This window comes from Loktanella sp. S4079 (assembly GCF_000967725.1).
In the GTDB taxonomy this organism is placed as follows: Bacteria; Pseudomonadota; Alphaproteobacteria; order Rhodobacterales; family Rhodobacteraceae; genus Yoonia.
This window is the reverse complement of sequence record NZ_JXYE01000002.1, coordinates 863,740-877,767: the sequence shown is the minus strand read 5'-3', so window position 1 is coordinate 877,767 and position 14,028 is coordinate 863,740. Positions and strand designations below refer to the sequence as shown.

Sequence of the window (14,028 nt, the reverse complement as noted above, 5' to 3'; positions counted from 1 at the left end):
GATGCAACAAGACTTAGATCTGCAAGACCACAAGCTTAGCGTCAGCGAACGTGTCGCGGCGGAAGCATTGATCGTGGATGTCGGCTCTTTTGAGGGGCCGCTTGATCTGTTGCTGACCTTGTCGCGGACGCAAAAGGTGGATTTACGTCAAATCTCTATCCTTGCACTGGCTGAACAGTATCTCGCCTTTGTTGAAAAGGCTAAGCAACTCCGGCTAGAGTTGGCGGCCGATTATCTTGTGATGGCGGCTTGGTTGGCGTTCTTGAAATCGCGCCTATTGCTGCCCCCCGATCCCAAGGAAGAGGGGCCATCGGGTGAGGAACTCGCTGCGCACCTTGCTTTCCAGCTAGAGCGCTTGCAAGCGATGCGAGAGGCCGCCGCAAAGCTGATGGCTCGTGACCAACTGGGGCGCGATTTCTTTGCGCGGGGGATCACAGAGGATGTCCAACGCGTGCGTCGTGTCAGCTATACGGCGACCCTCTTGGATTTGATGCAAGGTTACGCGCGGATTAGGACGCGTGATGATTTCCGCCCCTTTGTCATGGATCGCCAACACGTCATGACGATGGAACAAGCGCTCGAGCGGATGCGGCATCTGATCGGTTTTGCGGGCGACTGGACGGATATCGCAAGCTATCTTCCAGAAGATTGGAACGCAGACGGACAGCGCCGACGTTCAACAACGGCTGCCACATTTGCCGCGAGCCTTGAGCTCGCCAAAGAAGGCAAAATCGAGATTCGGCAGGGCGAAACATTTGCCCCCATCCAAATTCGTAAAAAGGCCCCATCGGATGACTAAACCCGAAAACGATAGCCTGTTTGAGGCGCCGCCGATGGGCGAACAAGAGCGGATGGTCGAGGCAATTCTATTTGCGACGGCGGAACCGGTCAGCATTCAAGAATTGATTGGCCGGATGCCACATGGCTGTGATCCGGCCGAGGCCGTCGCCCATCTGCGCAAACGCTACGAGGGTCGCGGTGTGAATTTGGTCAAGATCGATAATGCTTGGGCAATTCGTACCGCACCTGACCTTGGGTTTTTGATGCAAAAAGAAACGGTTGAGCTGCGCAAACTATCGCGGGCCGCCATCGAAACATTGGCGATTGTTGCTTACCACCAACCGGTGACTCGCGCTGAGATCGAAGAAATCCGGGGCGTCGGCGTGAGCCGTGGCACAATTGACCAGTTGATCGAGATGGAATGGATTCGTTTTGGTCGTCGTCGGATGACCCCCGGCAGGCCGGTGACATTTGTTGTGACACCAACATTCCTCGATCACTTTGGATTGGAAACCGCCCGCGATCTACCAGGCCTCAAAGACCTCCGTGCTGCTGGATTGCTGGAAAACCGTCCGCCCCCCGGATCAGCGAACCTTGCCGACACTGAAGAGGATCGCGATGCAGAGGATCAAACAGACCTGTTTGAAGAATGAGCGCGATCAACTATATTACGCAGGCACGACCAAAAGGGGTACTGTGATGAATATAGACCGTTTGATTAACATGGGCCTCAGAATGTTGATGAATAAAGGGATCAACAAAGGCATTGATATGGCCGCAAAGCGCGGCAAACGCGCCGAGGACATGACGCCAGAAGAACGTCAAGCAGCCAAGAATGCAGGCCAAAACATGCACAAAGCGCGGCGCGGCATGAATATCATGCGCCGCTTTATGCGTTAGACTTAAAGTGTTTCGACAGCTTTAGACCTTGGCCCTGATAGTTTGATTTTATCTCTCGCCCGTAGAGCGCGGCGGGCATAGCAGCCATATGTTCGTAGACGAGGCGGCCAACAACTTGGCCATGCTCAAGGACAAAAGGCGCCTCGTGACAGCGGACTTCGAGCACGCCGCGCGATCCAGCACCGCCTGCCTCGGCAAAGCCGAAACCGGGGTCAAAGAACCCTGCATAGTGAACCCTAAATTCCCCCACCATTGCCAAATATGGTGCCATTTCAGCGGCTTGCATCGGTGGAATCACGATGGATTCGCGACTGACCAGTATGTAAAATGCGCCCGGATCTAAAATGATCCAGCCGTCATCGGTGTGAACGGGTTCCCAAAAATCTGCTGGATCATAATGATCGAGCTTTGACAGATCGACGACCCCAGTGTGGGGTTTGGCCCGATAACCAACAAGGTTGCCAGTTTCGGGCCGCAGATCGACCGAGAACCCCAATCCGTCCGAGATCACTGGATCACCGGACACGATAGGTGTTTGCGCGTGCAAGCGACGCAGGTCATCATCTGACATGCGTGTTTGCCCTTGGCGGAAAATGATCTGATTCAGCATCTGCCCAGGTTGGGCGACAACAGAAAACGATCTTGGGCAAATCTCGACGTATAGCTGCCCGCGATAACCATCTGGAACACGGTCGAATTCGACTCCGTGATCGGTAATGATCCGGGTCAGCAAATCCAAACGACCGATAGAGGATTTTGCGCTGGCGGCAGCGGTCATTCCAGCGGGTAGGGCGAGGCTCTCCATCAGGGGGACGACATAGACGCATCCCTTTTCTAGAACGGCCCCGCCAGTCAGATCGATCGCGTGCATCTGAAAGTCAGCGAGCCGCTCTTTGACGCTTCTTGTTTTGCCAGCAAGGAAAGACGCGCGCACGCGATAGGCCGTCGTGCCAAGACGCAAATCAAGCGAAGCAGGCTGAATTTGTGCATCGGTAATCTGGTCGGTCGCCGTAATGAAACCTTCAGCAATAAGTGCTCGGATTTGGTGATCAGCAAGTACGCCGGGTGTATTCATCGTGGCCCCCCAGATAGATAGCAAAACGCCCGCTGCGCCAAAAACGCAAGCGGGCGGTTATGTTTTGGTCGGGCTAGCAGGACTTGAACCTGCGACCTTCCGTCCCCCAGACGGACGCGCTACCAGGCTGCGCTATAGCCCGACTAAGCGTCTTCATAACGAAATTGATTGTGGGGGCAAGCCCGAAAAGTACGGTCATCGCGACTGATTTTGCATCTGATCGCGGAGTTGCTGAAGGCGCGCCAACAGTGGTGCAATTTGTCCCGCCCGCGCCTGAAGTGTGGCCGGATTGGCAATCCGTATTCCGACAATGCGCGCGGCATGGGCAGGGAATTCTGTCGGCAGAGCAGGGATGCCAGCTAGGAAATCCGCAGCAGGTGCGCGAATATCATCAAAGGGTAGGGCATCTTGAATGGGTGCTGGTTCAGGCGCAGCATCGATTTGTTCGGGCGCTGGTTGCGGCGAGGCAGGAGCCTGTTCAACTGGGTTCTCAACGCTTTTGCCGAGGGTCGCGACGTATTTCACACCTTTTTCGCGCAGGAGCTTTTGAGCGCCTTTGATGGTCATGCCATCTTCGTGCAAGAGCTGCTTAATCCCACCCAATAGTTCCATGTCACTGGGGCGGTAATAGCGGCGACTACCCGCACCTTTTACAGGTTTAATCTGGGAGAATTTACTCTCCCAGAAACGCAAGACATGCGTTGGAGTATCAAGCCATTCTGCGACTTCACTGATCGTTCGAAATGCGTCTTTGGCTTTGGCCATAACTTTAGGCTTTGTTTCCTGCGGCAACGCGATCTTTCATCAGATGCGAGGGGCGGAAGGTCAAGACGCGGCGCGGGTGGATGGGGACTTCTTCGCCTGTCTTGGGGTTGCGGCCGACACGCGCAGCTTTCTCGCGTACGGAAAATGTTCCGAAGGATGAAATCTTGACGGTTTCGCCAGAGACCAAAGAATCTGACACATAGGTCAGCACGCTTTCGACCAGATCGGCACTATCGTTTCGAGACAGTCCCACCTGAGAGTGTACCGCGTCAGCTAAATCCATTCGTGTTAAAGTCTTATCTACCATTATACTCCCCCTATACTATTCTGATGAGAATAAGCGTGCGTGAGATTTAGAGTCAATAACAAGGGCTTGGGTCGGTGTAGTTAATTCAACTTTTGCGTGTCACCAGCGCAAAACGACTGATCCCCAGGCTAGTCCGCCGCCAATTGCCTCTGTTACAACCAAATCACCAGGTTTGATTTTACCGCTTTGCACCCCAGTGGAGAGGGCAAGGGGAATCGATGCTGCCGAAGTATTGCCGTGATCCTGCACGGTCACGATCACGCGATCCATTTCAACGCCCAGCTTTTTCGCAGTGGATTGAATGATTCGAATGTTTGCTTGATGCGGAACAACCCAGTCGACATCGTCTGCCGTTAGCCCCACCTTGTCCAAAGCGGTATGTGCGGTTTGCGCGAGCTTTTCAACAGCGTGGCGGAAGAGTTCGGGACCTTCCATCTGGATGACGCCCGTGTTCTGCGTGGCGACGCCGCCGTTCACATAAAGCAGGTCTTTGTACTGCCCATCAGAATTCAGATCGACCGACAAGATACCACGATCGTCGCTTGTTCCGGCAGCCTCGGCGGCTTCGAGGATCAATGCACCGGCGCCGTCTCCAAAGAGAACGCAGGTCGACCGATCCTGCCAATCAAGGATTCTGCTAAATGTTTCGGCGCCAATGACCATCACACGTTCGGCTTGACCGGACATGATCAGTGCGTTCGCATTGCTGAGCGCATAGATAAACCCGGCACAGACGGCCTGAACATCAAAGGCATAGCCAGAGCTGTTGCCAATCGCGTGCTGCACCATTGTGGCCGCAGAAGGAAAGGTCATATCGGCGGTCGAAGTCGCAACGATAATTGCATCGAGATCATCACCGGCCATGCCGGCCATCTTTAGCGCGGCATTCGCAGCCTGTGTCGCCATTTGTGATGTGGTTTCACCCGGTGCAGCAAAGTGGCGGCGCTCAATCCCGGATCGGGTTTTGATCCATTCATCTGAGGTATCAAGCGTTTTTTCGAATTCTGCGTTTGGGACAACCCGTTCCGGCAGATAGTGCCCGACTCCCTTAACGACTGCGCGACGTGTCATAAATGTTCAGCCTGTCTTGGTCTCTGGTTTGTCAAAACCAGCTTCGTGAGGGGCATCTTGGGCAAGCGATGCTGCGGATGCAACCCGCGCTGCTAGTTTGTCCGAAAATCCGCTCTGTGCGAGCTGGTAAGCAAGGTTCAACGCGGCAGCAACACCTGTCGCATCGGCTGATCCGTGGCTTTTCACAACCGTTTGGTTCAGTCCCAAAAAGACGCCGCCGTTTACACGACGCGGATCGATGCGTTTGCGCAATCTCTTAAGAGAACCGCGCGCGAAGAGCGCGCCAAGCATCGAAAGAGGCGTTTTCATTAAGCTTTCGCGCAACAAACTGGAAATAAGCGTTGCTGTGCCTTCGCCGGTCTTCAGCGCTACGTTCCCAGTGAAACCGTCAGTCACAATGACATCGACCTTGTCAGAGGGGAGGTCGCCGCCCTCTATGAAACCGATGTATTCATATTCACCAGCCTGAGCAGACTCGCTGATAATTTCATGCGCGACTTTTAGCTCAGCACGGCCTTTGTGTTCTTCGGTTCCGACATTCAACAGGCCGACTCGGGGGCGTGCGATGTTTAGACCGTTTCGTGCATATGACGCGCCCATCAGCGCATAGGTCAGCAAATCGTCTTGGTCGGCGCGAATATCTGCACCGGCATCAAGCATGACGTTAAAGCCAGCGGGATTGCGCGATGGCCAAAGGCAAGCAATCGCAGGGCGGTTTACACCTTCGGCTTTGCGCAGGCGCAACATGGACATCGCCATCAGGGCACCAGTGTTCCCGCAGCTGACACAAACGGCGGCTTTTTTGTCGCGCACAGCCTCGATTGCCGACCACATAGAGGTCGCCTTGCCATGGCGCAGTGCCTGACTGGGCTTGTCGGTCATGCTGACCACATCATCGGCGGCGCATATCGTCACGCGGTCGCTGATTTTATGTTTTTGGACAAGCGGGTCCAGTGTCTCTTGGGGGCCGTGCAGCAGGGCGCGTGCGTCAGTATTCTGGGTCAGAAACTTCGAAAGGCCCGCAACGACGGTTGCAGGCCCTTTGTCGCCACCCATGGCGTCAACCGACAGCACATGCGATGCGTCAGCAGCCGTCGCAGGAGCGGAGTCCGTCAGGCTCTGTGTCATATCAATGTGCCTTCAGCGCAGCTTATGCTGCGTCTTCGTCCAGATCGATTTCTGTTGTGTCTGCGATCACTTCACGTGTCGCGTAGTGGCCGCAAGAAGGGCACACGTGGTGTGGGCGCTTTTGCTCACCGCAGTTATCACATTCGTTTGGGTTCGCAGCGACCAGAGAATCGTGCGAGCGCCGGTTGTTGCGGCGGGATTTGGATACTTTATTCTGCTGGACAGCCATGTCTCAACCCTATGATCAGTGGGCCGATGGCCCTGTTTTCGTGCATTCTCGCTGGGTCCTACGCCAATATGGCAGCCCTGTCGAGAGAGATATAAAAGAGGCCGCGAACATACTGCGATTTTGTATTTGCGCAACCTTTTTTACGGTTCCGGGGATTTGCCCTTATTTGCCCTTGTTTTCAAGCGCTTCTTTTAGGCCGCTAAGCACTGCAAATGGCTTTGCCTCTTCGTCGGTCATTGGAGTTACGCCCGGTTCTGCGAATGTTGATTGTGCTAACTGCGCGTCGTCGGCACGTGGATAGGCGGGCAGGGCCAAAGAAAGCGCCTCAATCATCACGTCTGCCAGATCCAGCGAGTCGGGTAACGGGTCAACCGTGTCATCCTCGGGCATTTCTATTTCGGCGGCGTCCACTTCGGGCAGGTCCGCCATGTAGCGACGCGCGATGGTTTCGTCGATCCGGGTGCTTACCGGGGACAGCGTCACGACACATTCATGAACGACTGATGCGCCCAATGTTGCTTTCAACGCCCAGTCCTTTTTGCCCATTGGTGATAGTTCGCCAACAAAGCGGAGCTTCTTGAGTGCGACAATATCCAATGCTTTGGCAATCGCACCGCGTTCTTCGCTGGTTGGGACCAGTTCAAACGGGGTGGCGCGGCGGTTTGTCAGGTCTGACAGACGCAAGTGTGATGATGGCAGTTGGGCCAAAGTAGCTTCCATTCTTGAACAGTGGCGGGGTGTGTTATACTTGGGGATAAAAGGCATAAGACGCCAAAGCAAGAGGGCTGTCATGAGCAGGACGACCAACACAATGACCCGTTTGATGCGGGCCGCAGGTTTCACAGTGATGCTGGCTGGCGGCACTGCCTGTACGAAGATCGACAAATTCCACGGCTATGCCCCGAGCAACGAAGAACTGTCAGAGGTCGTAATCGGTCAAACCACCAAAGCTGACGTTGTGAACCGCTTTGGTCCCCCCGTTTCTGAAGGCGCGCTGACCACAAACGCTGTATATTATGCCTATAGTCAATTTGTGCACTACGGCGCATTTGCCCCGGAAGAGGTCGACAGGCAAGTCGTTGCTATTCGGTTTGATGCAAATGACCGGGCGACGAATGTCGCGCGATACACGTTACAAGATGGCAAGGTTGTGGCCCTTGATCGTCGAGTGACAGACGACGGAATTAACGACGTATCTGTCATCGGGCAGCTTTTGGGTGCGCTTGGTCGCGTCGATGCTGGAACATTCCTAGGCGCAGAAGAATAAGCGAAGGTTTCGTTCGACAGGCGCGACGATTCGCGCCTGTTTGTATCGTGTGGTTACGCTGTCTCTTCAAATGTCATCGCGACACCGTTCATACAGTAACGCAGCCCGGTGGGCGCGGGTCCGTCAGGAAATACGTGACCTAGATGTGCCTCACAACGTGCACAATGCACCTCTGTGCGCTTCATAAAGAACTTGCGATCAATGCTTTCGCCGACGGCGTCGGATGAAATTGGTTGAAAAAACGAAGGCCATCCTGTGCCGCTCTCAAATTTTGCAGATTGATCAAAAAGCGGGGCACCACAGCAGACGCATCTAAAAACACCGGGAGTTTTGGGAAAGTTGTCATGTGTGCCGGAACGTTCAGTGCCGTGCTTGCGTGTGACTTTATAGGCCAGATCGGAAAGTTCCTCGCGCCATTCGGCGTCGGATTTCACAATTTTCTCCATCTTGGTCATAATCCTTTTGCATGCTCCTGCCTTAACTTAAGCTGCAGCATAGGTTTCGCCAAGGTGGTCGTTGATGACATTTCCATTTCAGAAAGGGCGCTTAACGGCGCGGCTCGCAAAGCAGGCAGATGAACTGCGCCTTTGCCAAGAAATGCGGCACGCTCGCTTTTTCGGCAAGGTGGGCCGAGATGTCGATGCATATGATGCGCGATTTGAACATTTGATGATCGAAGACGAAAATGGGCAACTTTGTGCAACGTTGCGATTTCGGATTGCGGTAGATGGCGCCGCCCTGGGGCACGGGTATGTTGGGCAGTTCTATGATTTGGCCCCAATTGCCCGCAGAACAGGCCCTTTTCTTGAGATTGGTCGGTTTTGTACAAGGTCCGATCCGGCAGATGCCGATCTTTTGCGCATGCTTTGGGGGGCGTTGACGCGCATTGTTGACGCGCATGATGTGACGATGTTGATCGGGTGCACGAGTTTTACCGGAACTGATCCACGCCGCTATGGCACAGTTTTTCAACGTCTTGCGCAGATGCATCAGGGGCCAACGCACCTTAGCCCGCAGATTACGGCCACGCATGCGGTGCCATTGGCCGATATTCCGGCAGATGGAATTGCGCCGATGCCTTCGCTGCTGCGATCTTACCTCACAATGGGGGGGTGGGTCGGTGACCATGTGGTCGTCGATCACGCGATGAATACCCTACATATGTTTACATGTGTCGAAGTGGCCGCCATGTCCGCGGCCCGTGTTGCCCGTCTGCGCGCGGTTGCCAGTTGACGGCACCCGCGCCGCGCCGTAGCAGACGTTATGGCAAAAGCACCCTTACTCCAAATTTCCGATATCGCGCTAACATTTGGCGGCGATCCTGTTTTCGAAGACCTCTCATTAGTGGTTCAGCCCGGTGACCGTGTCGCTCTTGTCGGGCGCAACGGGTCAGGCAAATCAACCCTCATGAAAGTCATGGCCGGGTTGGTTGAGGCGGACAGCGGTAGCCGGGTCGTATCTCCGGGCGTCCGCGTTGGGTACATGGAGCAAGACCCGACAATGGAGGGATTTGAGACCTTGGGTGAATACGCCGCCAGCGGATTGGAACCTGACGAAGCCTACAAGGTCGATATGGTGGCCGAAGGGTTGAAATTCGACCCGTCGGGCAAGGTCGCAACTGCCTCTGGCGGGGAGCGCCGTCGCGCGGCCTTGGCCAAATTGATGGCCGAAGCCCCCGAGTTGATGCTATTGGACGAGCCGACAAACCACCTCGACATCGAGGCGATTGCCTGGCTCGAGGACGAGTTGAAATCAACCCGCGCCGCCTATGTTTTGATCAGCCACGACCGCGCATTCCTGCGGGCGTTAACGCGTGCCACACTGTGGATCGACCGGGGGCAAGTCCGCCGCGCCGAGGATGGCTTTGATAAGTTTGAGGCTTGGCGTGACAAGACTTGGGAAGAAGAAGATCAACAGCGCCACAAGCTAAACCGCAAAATCAAGGCAGAGGCGCGATGGGCCGTTGAAGGGATTTCGGCGCGTCGTAAACGCAATCAGGGGCGGGTGCGCGCCTTGCAAGAATTACGTGCCCAGCGTGCCAGCCAGATCAAACGCCAAGGCACCGCAGCCATGGCATTCGAAGGCGGGAGCGCATCGGGCAAAAAGGTCATGGAAGCCACTGGCCTGTCGAAATCATTTAGCGGCAAACAAATCGTCAAAGGATTTGATCTGACCGTTCAGCGCGGTGACCGGATCGCCTTTGTTGGTCCAAACGGTGTTGGAAAAACGACACTTATCAAGATGTTACTGGGTCAAGTTGAACCAGATGAGGGCGCGGTCAAACTGGGTACCAATCTTGATATTGCAGTCTTTGATCAAACGCGCGCTGCGCTTAACCCGGAAATGTCGCTATGGGAAAACCTTGCAAATGATCCTGAGCTTGGGGTGAGCGGCAAGTCAGACCAGATCATGGTACGCGGCACGCCCAAACATGTGGTTGGTTATCTCAAAGAGTTCCTGTTTGACGAAGCGCAAGCGCGTGCGCCCGTGCGTGCGCTGTCAGGTGGTGAAAAGGCGCGCCTATTGCTCGCGCGGTTGATGGCTCGCGAAAGCAACCTGTTGATCTTGGACGAACCGACAAACGATTTGGACATCGAAACCTTGGATCTCTTGCAGGATATCTTGGGCGAATATGACGGCACCGTGCTGCTGGTCAGCCACGACCGTGATTTTCTAGACCGCGTTGCTACGACTACGATTGCGATGGAAGGTAACGGGCAGGCGGTCGTTTATGCCGGGGGCTGGACTGATTATCGCGCCCAGCGTGGCGAAGATGCGGTGGCAGAAAAAGTCACCGTAAAATCTGCTCCCAAGAAAGTGAAGCCTGCTGAGAAAAAGCCCGCAGCGGGCCTGTCGTTTACAGAAAAGCACAGATTAGAAGAGCTACCAGCCGTCATCGATCAATTGACTGCAGAAATTGGTAAGCTCGAAGAACTACTTGCCGATCCTGAGCTATTCACAAAGCAACCGATAAAGTTCCAAAAGGCGACCGATGCGCTGGTTGCGCGGCAAACCGCATTGTCCGAGGCCGAAGACGAATGGCTGACGCTTGAGGAAAAGGCCGCTGGTTAACCGGCGTTCACGGTCCAATAGTCGGACGTTCAAATGCGAAATGTTAGGGTAGTTGGTCCGCGCTAGCGGTTTAAGCTGTCATTGTCGGCGTCCCCGTCCGGGGCGCGCAAATCAACTTGTCTTGGGTGGGACGAACGCCCCACCCAATTGTCACTGATCGACTTAGCCGTCGAAGTTGACTTCTTCCATGATGCGCAAAGAGACAGGGCGGTTCGCTGCCAGCTCTTCGAGTTTCACATCGTCTGCTGTGAATTCACCCCAGCCTGCAACGAGGTCAGACAGCTCAGCGCTTTCCAGCACTGGGTATTCGTAGTTCAGCTCTGCGTAGATGCTTTGTGCTTCTGGAGATACGAGGTATTCCATCAGTTGCAGCGCTTCTTCGCGGTTTGGCGCCGCTTTGGTCATTGCAACACCAGAGATGTTGACGTGCGTGCCGCCGTTCTCAAAAGTTGGGAACACGATACGGACAGAGTTAGCCCATTCGGTTTGCTCTGCGTCTTGCAGCATTTTGCCCATGTAGTATGTGTTACCAAGGCTGATGTCGCATTCGCCCGCCCAGATCGCTTTGACTTGTGCGCGGTCGTTGCCTTCTGGCTTGCGTGCAAGGTTTTCACGAACGCCAGCGGCCCATGCTGCGGCACCTTCTTCACCTTGGTGCGCAACAACAGCGGATGTCAGCGCAAGGTTGTAGTTGTGCACGCCAGAACGTGTGCAGATGCGGCCTTCCCAGTTGTCGGACGCCAGATCTTCGTATGTTGTGACTTCGCCTTCTGCAACGCGCTCACGGGATGCGTAGACGATACGTGCACGTTTTGTCAGGCCAAACCAGCTGTTGTCAGCTGCGCGCAGTGATTCAGGAACGGCTGCTGTCAGAACGTCGCTTTCAACAGGTTGGATCACGCCGCCGTCAACGATTTGCTGCAGGTTTGCGATGTCGACTGTCATCACCAGATCAGCAGGTGAACGGTCGCCTTCTGCTTTCAGGCGCTCGACAATACCGCCGTCAACGTATGCAAGGTTGACGGCAATACCAGTGGCTTCGGTGAAGGCGTCCATGACTGGTTGGATGAGTTCTGGCTGACGTGTTGTGTAGATGTTTACATCTGCAGAAACAGGTGCGGCAACAGCAGCGCAAGCGCTTGCCATGAGAAAAGTGCGTAGGGTCATCATGTGGCTCCTTAGTTGTTCGCCGCGTATAAACCCGACAGATTTACTTGGGTCAATCCATATTTTGCCTAATTCGGCTTCGCTTCGCCTAATTTGGCGGCGTCCCACAGGCGATCCATTTCCTCTAACGTGCTGTCACTGGGGGATTTTCCCATGGTCGAAAGCGCGTCTTCGATGGCTTCAAATCGCCGGGTGAACTTGGCATTTGTACCGCGCAGCGCCGTCTCGGGGTCCACGCCCAAGTGCCGCCCAAGGTTCGCGACCACGAATAGCAAGTCGCCGTATTCTGCTTCGACTTCGGTTTGTGATAGCGTTTCGCGTGCTTCGACCAACTCAGCGGCTTCCTCTTGGATCTTGTCGATCACTTGGCTGGTATCTGGCCAATCGAAACCAACACGCGCCGCACGCTTTTGCAGCTTTACTGCGCGGGTCAACGCCGGCAGTCCGATGGCTACCCCGTCCAAAGTACGCGCTTGCGCTGTGCCCGCGCGTTCGGCAGCTTTGATTTTTTCCCAATCTGCCGTTTGTTGTTCTGCTGATTTATCACGCGATTCATCACCAAAGACATGTGGATGGCGGGACACCATTTTGTCGGCGACGGATTTCACGACGGTGTCAAAGCTAAATAGACCTGCTTCGCTGCCCATTTGGGTGTGATAGACGGTCTGTAACAGCAGATCGCCCAACTCCCCCTCGAGCTCTGCCCAGTCTTTTCGCGCGATGGCGTCCGCAACTTCGTATGCTTCTTCGATGGTGTAGGGGGCTATGCTGTCAAAATCTTGTTCGATATCCCACGGGCAGCCAGTTTTTGGGTCGCGCAAACGCCGCATGATTTCGAGGAGGCGTTCCAAGCCACCGTTTGGATCGTGAATTAATGTGTCATCTGTCATGGGTTAGCCTCGTGCGATTTGGCCGAACGCTAAACAAATGGCACCGCCGCGCCAAGGGCTGAAACCTGAAAGTGAGACGCCTCGCACAATGCAGAGATATTCCCCTGAGCGTGTAGCTATTTCACCTGTGATGTGAATTGACTCTTCTTTGGAAATGATCGCTCTTGGCAACGTGAATTAAGCCTAGGGAATGCACAGATGCCAATCATCAACCGAATTGCTGGATATGCCGATGAAATGCAGGAATGGCGTCGCCATTTGCATGCCCATCCAGAGCTTGCGTTTGATTGTCATCAGACGGCGGCCTTTGTCGTGGAACGGTTGCGCGAATTTGGTGTCGATGAAATCCACGAAGGCATCGCGCGATCTGGCGTTGTCGCGATAATTGAGGGCAATGGGCAGGGGCCGACCATCGGGCTGCGCGCCGATATGGATGCCCTGCCAATGGACGAGCTGACAGGGCTAGAACATGCCTCGACGGTGCAGGGTAAAATGCATGCCTGCGGGCACGATGGGCATACGACCATGCTGTTGGGGGCGGCAAAATATCTGGCGGAAACCCGGAATTTCTCGGGGCGTGTGGCGCTGATCTTTCAACCAGCCGAAGAAGACGGCGGTGGCGCTGATATCATGGTCCAAGAAGGGGTCATGGATCGATTTGATATTGGCCAAGTCTATGCGCTACACAACGCGCCCGGCACTGATGTCGGTGCGTTTTACACAACACCCGGTCCTATTCTCGCGGCGGTGGACGAATTCCGCGTGCGGATAACGGGTAAGGGCGGCCATGCGGCGCAGCCCCATGAAACCAAGGATCCTATTGCAGCCGCAGTGGCGCTGTATAATGCGGTGCAGACCATCGTCAGCCGCAATCATTTCGCCCAAGATGATCTGGTGATTTCGGTGACCCAGTTTCACGCGGGATCAGCGGATAATGTCATTCCCGAAACAGCCAATGTCAGCGGCACTGTGCGGACATTTGACAAAGACACCCAAGCCATGGTGATGCGTCGCCTCGAGGAAATCGTGCCGGGGATTGCTGCCACTTATGGGGTGAGCGCGGAGCTGAGCTATGAGGTGGGCTATCCTGCCACGGTGAATGACGCTGAAAAAACTGCCTTTGCTGTTGAGGTTGCGCGCGAAATTTCTGCAGAGGTCAAAGATGATGTTGGACGCGAGATGGGCGCCGAAGATTTCGCCTACATGCTGGAAAAGCGTCCCGGTGCTTACCTCTTTATTGGGAATGGCGATACAGCAGGGCTGCACCATCCGCTCTATGATTTTGACGACAGCGTTTCGCCGGTCGGGGCTTCGTATTTCGCACGGCTTGTCGAAAAAGCGCAGCCGGCGCGGTGATCATTAACTTGAAATGAATGT

The 14,028-nt window shown here is 54.9% G+C and carries 17 protein-coding genes and 1 tRNA gene; 7 read left to right on the top strand and 11 right to left on the bottom strand.

The window, feature by feature from the left end:
• Window position 1: 1 nt before the first annotated feature.
• The 3 genes from TW80_RS05505 to TW80_RS05495 are packed head-to-tail and all read left to right on the top strand — an operon-like array spanning window position 2 to window position 1,680.
• Window positions 2-799: a segregation and condensation protein A gene (locus TW80_RS05505; RefSeq protein ID WP_045996288.1), complete on the top strand. Its 798-nt coding sequence runs from the start codon at window positions 2-4 to the stop codon at window positions 797-799.
• The gene (scpB, locus tag TW80_RS05500; RefSeq protein WP_045996287.1) at window positions 792-1,433 is read left to right on the top strand and encodes an SMC-Scp complex subunit ScpB; all 642 of its coding nucleotides are present in this window, start codon (window positions 792-794) and stop codon (window positions 1,431-1,433) included. The genes TW80_RS05505 and scpB overlap by 8 nt, the downstream gene beginning before the upstream one ends.
• Window positions 1,434-1,479: 46 nt before the next feature.
• Entirely contained in the window at window positions 1,480-1,680 is a 201-nt protein-coding gene (locus TW80_RS05495) for a hypothetical protein (RefSeq protein WP_045996286.1), read from the top strand.
• On the opposite strand, the gene TW80_RS05490 is transcribed toward TW80_RS05495, so the two are convergent.
• The 8 genes from TW80_RS05490 to TW80_RS05455 all read right to left on the bottom strand — a co-directional run bounded on the left by TW80_RS05490 (window position 1,670) and on the right by TW80_RS05455 (window position 6,963).
• On the bottom strand, window positions 1,670-2,755 hold the full coding sequence (locus TW80_RS05490; protein ID WP_045996285.1) for a 2'-deoxycytidine 5'-triphosphate deaminase: 1,086 nt from the start codon (window positions 2,753-2,755) through the stop codon (window positions 1,670-1,672). The genes TW80_RS05495 and TW80_RS05490 overlap by 11 nt on opposite strands.
• Window positions 2,756-2,820: 65 nt before the next feature.
• Window positions 2,821-2,897 (bottom strand) — tRNA-Pro (locus TW80_RS05485).
• 53 nt (window positions 2,898-2,950) lie between these two features.
• Window positions 2,951-3,520 (bottom strand): MerR family transcriptional regulator, encoded by a 570-nt coding sequence (locus TW80_RS05480; RefSeq protein WP_045996284.1) that lies wholly within the window; start codon window positions 3,518-3,520, stop codon window positions 2,951-2,953.
• Window positions 3,521-3,524: 4 nt separating this feature from the next.
• Window positions 3,525-3,827 carry an integration host factor subunit alpha gene (gene ihfA / locus TW80_RS05475; protein ID WP_045996283.1) on the bottom strand — a complete coding sequence of 101 codons (303 nt, stop codon included), beginning with the start codon at window positions 3,825-3,827 and terminating at the stop codon, window positions 3,525-3,527.
• Window positions 3,828-3,926: 99 nt separating this feature from the next.
• Window positions 3,927-4,898 carry a beta-ketoacyl-ACP synthase III gene (locus tag TW80_RS05470; RefSeq protein WP_045996282.1) on the bottom strand — a complete coding sequence of 324 codons (972 nt, stop codon included), beginning with the start codon at window positions 4,896-4,898 and terminating at the stop codon, window positions 3,927-3,929.
• A 6-nt stretch (window positions 4,899-4,904) separates the two neighbouring features.
• Window positions 4,905-6,026 carry a phosphate acyltransferase PlsX gene (gene plsX, locus TW80_RS05465; protein ID WP_045996281.1) on the bottom strand — a complete coding sequence of 374 codons (1,122 nt, stop codon included), beginning with the start codon at window positions 6,024-6,026 and terminating at the stop codon, window positions 4,905-4,907.
• A 22-nt stretch (window positions 6,027-6,048) separates the two neighbouring features.
• Complete coding sequence (gene rpmF, locus TW80_RS05460) at window positions 6,049-6,255, bottom strand: 50S ribosomal protein L32 (RefSeq protein WP_045996280.1); 207 nt, start codon at window positions 6,253-6,255, stop codon at window positions 6,049-6,051.
• 162 nt (window positions 6,256-6,417) lie between these two features.
• Entirely contained in the window at window positions 6,418-6,963 is a 546-nt protein-coding gene (locus TW80_RS05455; protein WP_239450491.1) for a YceD family protein, read from the bottom strand.
• A gap of 82 nt (window positions 6,964-7,045) precedes the next feature.
• Between TW80_RS05455 and TW80_RS05450 the strand changes: the two genes are divergently transcribed.
• Window positions 7,046-7,522 (top strand): outer membrane protein assembly factor BamE, encoded by a 477-nt coding sequence (locus TW80_RS05450; RefSeq protein WP_052700893.1) that lies wholly within the window; start codon window positions 7,046-7,048, stop codon window positions 7,520-7,522.
• 53 nt (window positions 7,523-7,575) lie between these two features.
• On the opposite strand, the gene msrB is transcribed toward TW80_RS05450, so the two are convergent.
• A complete protein-coding gene (gene msrB, locus TW80_RS05445; RefSeq protein WP_084625747.1) occupies window positions 7,576-7,968 on the bottom strand; it encodes a peptide-methionine (R)-S-oxide reductase MsrB in 393 nt (130 codons plus the stop codon).
• A gap of 73 nt (window positions 7,969-8,041) precedes the next feature.
• Here msrB and TW80_RS05440 point away from each other — a divergent pair, with 73 nt between their 5' ends.
• Window positions 8,042-8,755 carry a GNAT family N-acetyltransferase gene (locus tag TW80_RS05440; protein ID WP_045996277.1) on the top strand — a complete coding sequence of 238 codons (714 nt, stop codon included), beginning with the start codon at window positions 8,042-8,044 and terminating at the stop codon, window positions 8,753-8,755.
• A gap of 30 nt (window positions 8,756-8,785) precedes the next feature.
• A complete protein-coding gene (locus TW80_RS05435) occupies window positions 8,786-10,594 on the top strand; it encodes an ABC-F family ATP-binding cassette domain-containing protein (RefSeq protein WP_045996276.1) in 1,809 nt (602 codons plus the stop codon).
• Window positions 10,595-10,756: 162 nt separating this feature from the next.
• On the opposite strand, the gene TW80_RS05430 is transcribed toward TW80_RS05435, so the two are convergent.
• A complete protein-coding gene (locus tag TW80_RS05430; protein WP_045997034.1) occupies window positions 10,757-11,761 on the bottom strand; it encodes an extracellular solute-binding protein in 1,005 nt (334 codons plus the stop codon).
• A gap of 68 nt (window positions 11,762-11,829) precedes the next feature.
• Window positions 11,830-12,651 carry a nucleoside triphosphate pyrophosphohydrolase gene (gene mazG / locus TW80_RS05425; RefSeq protein WP_045996275.1) on the bottom strand — a complete coding sequence of 274 codons (822 nt, stop codon included), beginning with the start codon at window positions 12,649-12,651 and terminating at the stop codon, window positions 11,830-11,832.
• Between the two features lie 198 nt (window positions 12,652-12,849).
• Between mazG and TW80_RS05420 the strand changes: the two genes are divergently transcribed.
• Window positions 12,850-14,007, top strand: coding sequence for a M20 aminoacylase family protein (locus TW80_RS05420; RefSeq protein WP_045996274.1), 1,158 nt, complete (start codon window positions 12,850-12,852; stop codon window positions 14,005-14,007).
• Window positions 14,008-14,028 lie beyond the last annotated feature (21 nt).

What these genes read in the sequence shown, in the direction of transcription:
- mazG (WP_045996275.1), bottom strand. Translation starts at nt 12,651, where the DNA reads ATGACAGATGACACATTAATTCACGATCCAAACGGTGGCTTGGAACGC.
- ihfA (WP_045996283.1), bottom strand. Translation starts at nt 3,827, where the DNA reads ATGGTAGATAAGACTTTAACACGAATGGATTTAGCTGACGCGGTACAC.
- TW80_RS05440 (WP_045996277.1), top strand. Translation starts at nt 8,042, where the DNA reads ATGACATTTCCATTTCAGAAAGGGCGCTTAACGGCGCGGCTCGCAAAG.
- plsX (WP_045996281.1), bottom strand. Translation starts at nt 6,026, where the DNA reads ATGACACAGAGCCTGACGGACTCCGCTCCTGCGACGGCTGCTGACGCA.
- TW80_RS05430 (WP_045997034.1), bottom strand. Translation starts at nt 11,761, where the DNA reads ATGACCCTACGCACTTTTCTCATGGCAAGCGCTTGCGCTGCTGTTGCC.
- scpB (WP_045996287.1), top strand. Translation starts at nt 792, where the DNA reads ATGACTAAACCCGAAAACGATAGCCTGTTTGAGGCGCCGCCGATGGGC.
- TW80_RS05490 (WP_045996285.1), bottom strand. Translation starts at nt 2,755, where the DNA reads ATGAATACACCCGGCGTACTTGCTGATCACCAAATCCGAGCACTTATT.
- TW80_RS05450 (WP_052700893.1), top strand. Translation starts at nt 7,046, where the DNA reads ATGAGCAGGACGACCAACACAATGACCCGTTTGATGCGGGCCGCAGGT.
- TW80_RS05495 (WP_045996286.1), top strand. Translation starts at nt 1,480, where the DNA reads ATGAATATAGACCGTTTGATTAACATGGGCCTCAGAATGTTGATGAAT.
- msrB (WP_084625747.1), bottom strand. Translation starts at nt 7,968, where the DNA reads ATGGAGAAAATTGTGAAATCCGACGCCGAATGGCGCGAGGAACTTTCC.
- rpmF (WP_045996280.1), bottom strand. Translation starts at nt 6,255, where the DNA reads ATGGCTGTCCAGCAGAATAAAGTATCCAAATCCCGCCGCAACAACCGG.
- TW80_RS05470 (WP_045996282.1), bottom strand. Translation starts at nt 4,898, where the DNA reads ATGACACGTCGCGCAGTCGTTAAGGGAGTCGGGCACTATCTGCCGGAA.
- TW80_RS05420 (WP_045996274.1), top strand. Translation starts at nt 12,850, where the DNA reads ATGCCAATCATCAACCGAATTGCTGGATATGCCGATGAAATGCAGGAA.
- TW80_RS05505 (WP_045996288.1), top strand. Translation starts at nt 2, where the DNA reads ATGCAACAAGACTTAGATCTGCAAGACCACAAGCTTAGCGTCAGCGAA.
- TW80_RS05480 (WP_045996284.1), bottom strand. Translation starts at nt 3,520, where the DNA reads ATGGCCAAAGCCAAAGACGCATTTCGAACGATCAGTGAAGTCGCAGAA.
- TW80_RS05435 (WP_045996276.1), top strand. Translation starts at nt 8,786, where the DNA reads ATGGCAAAAGCACCCTTACTCCAAATTTCCGATATCGCGCTAACATTT.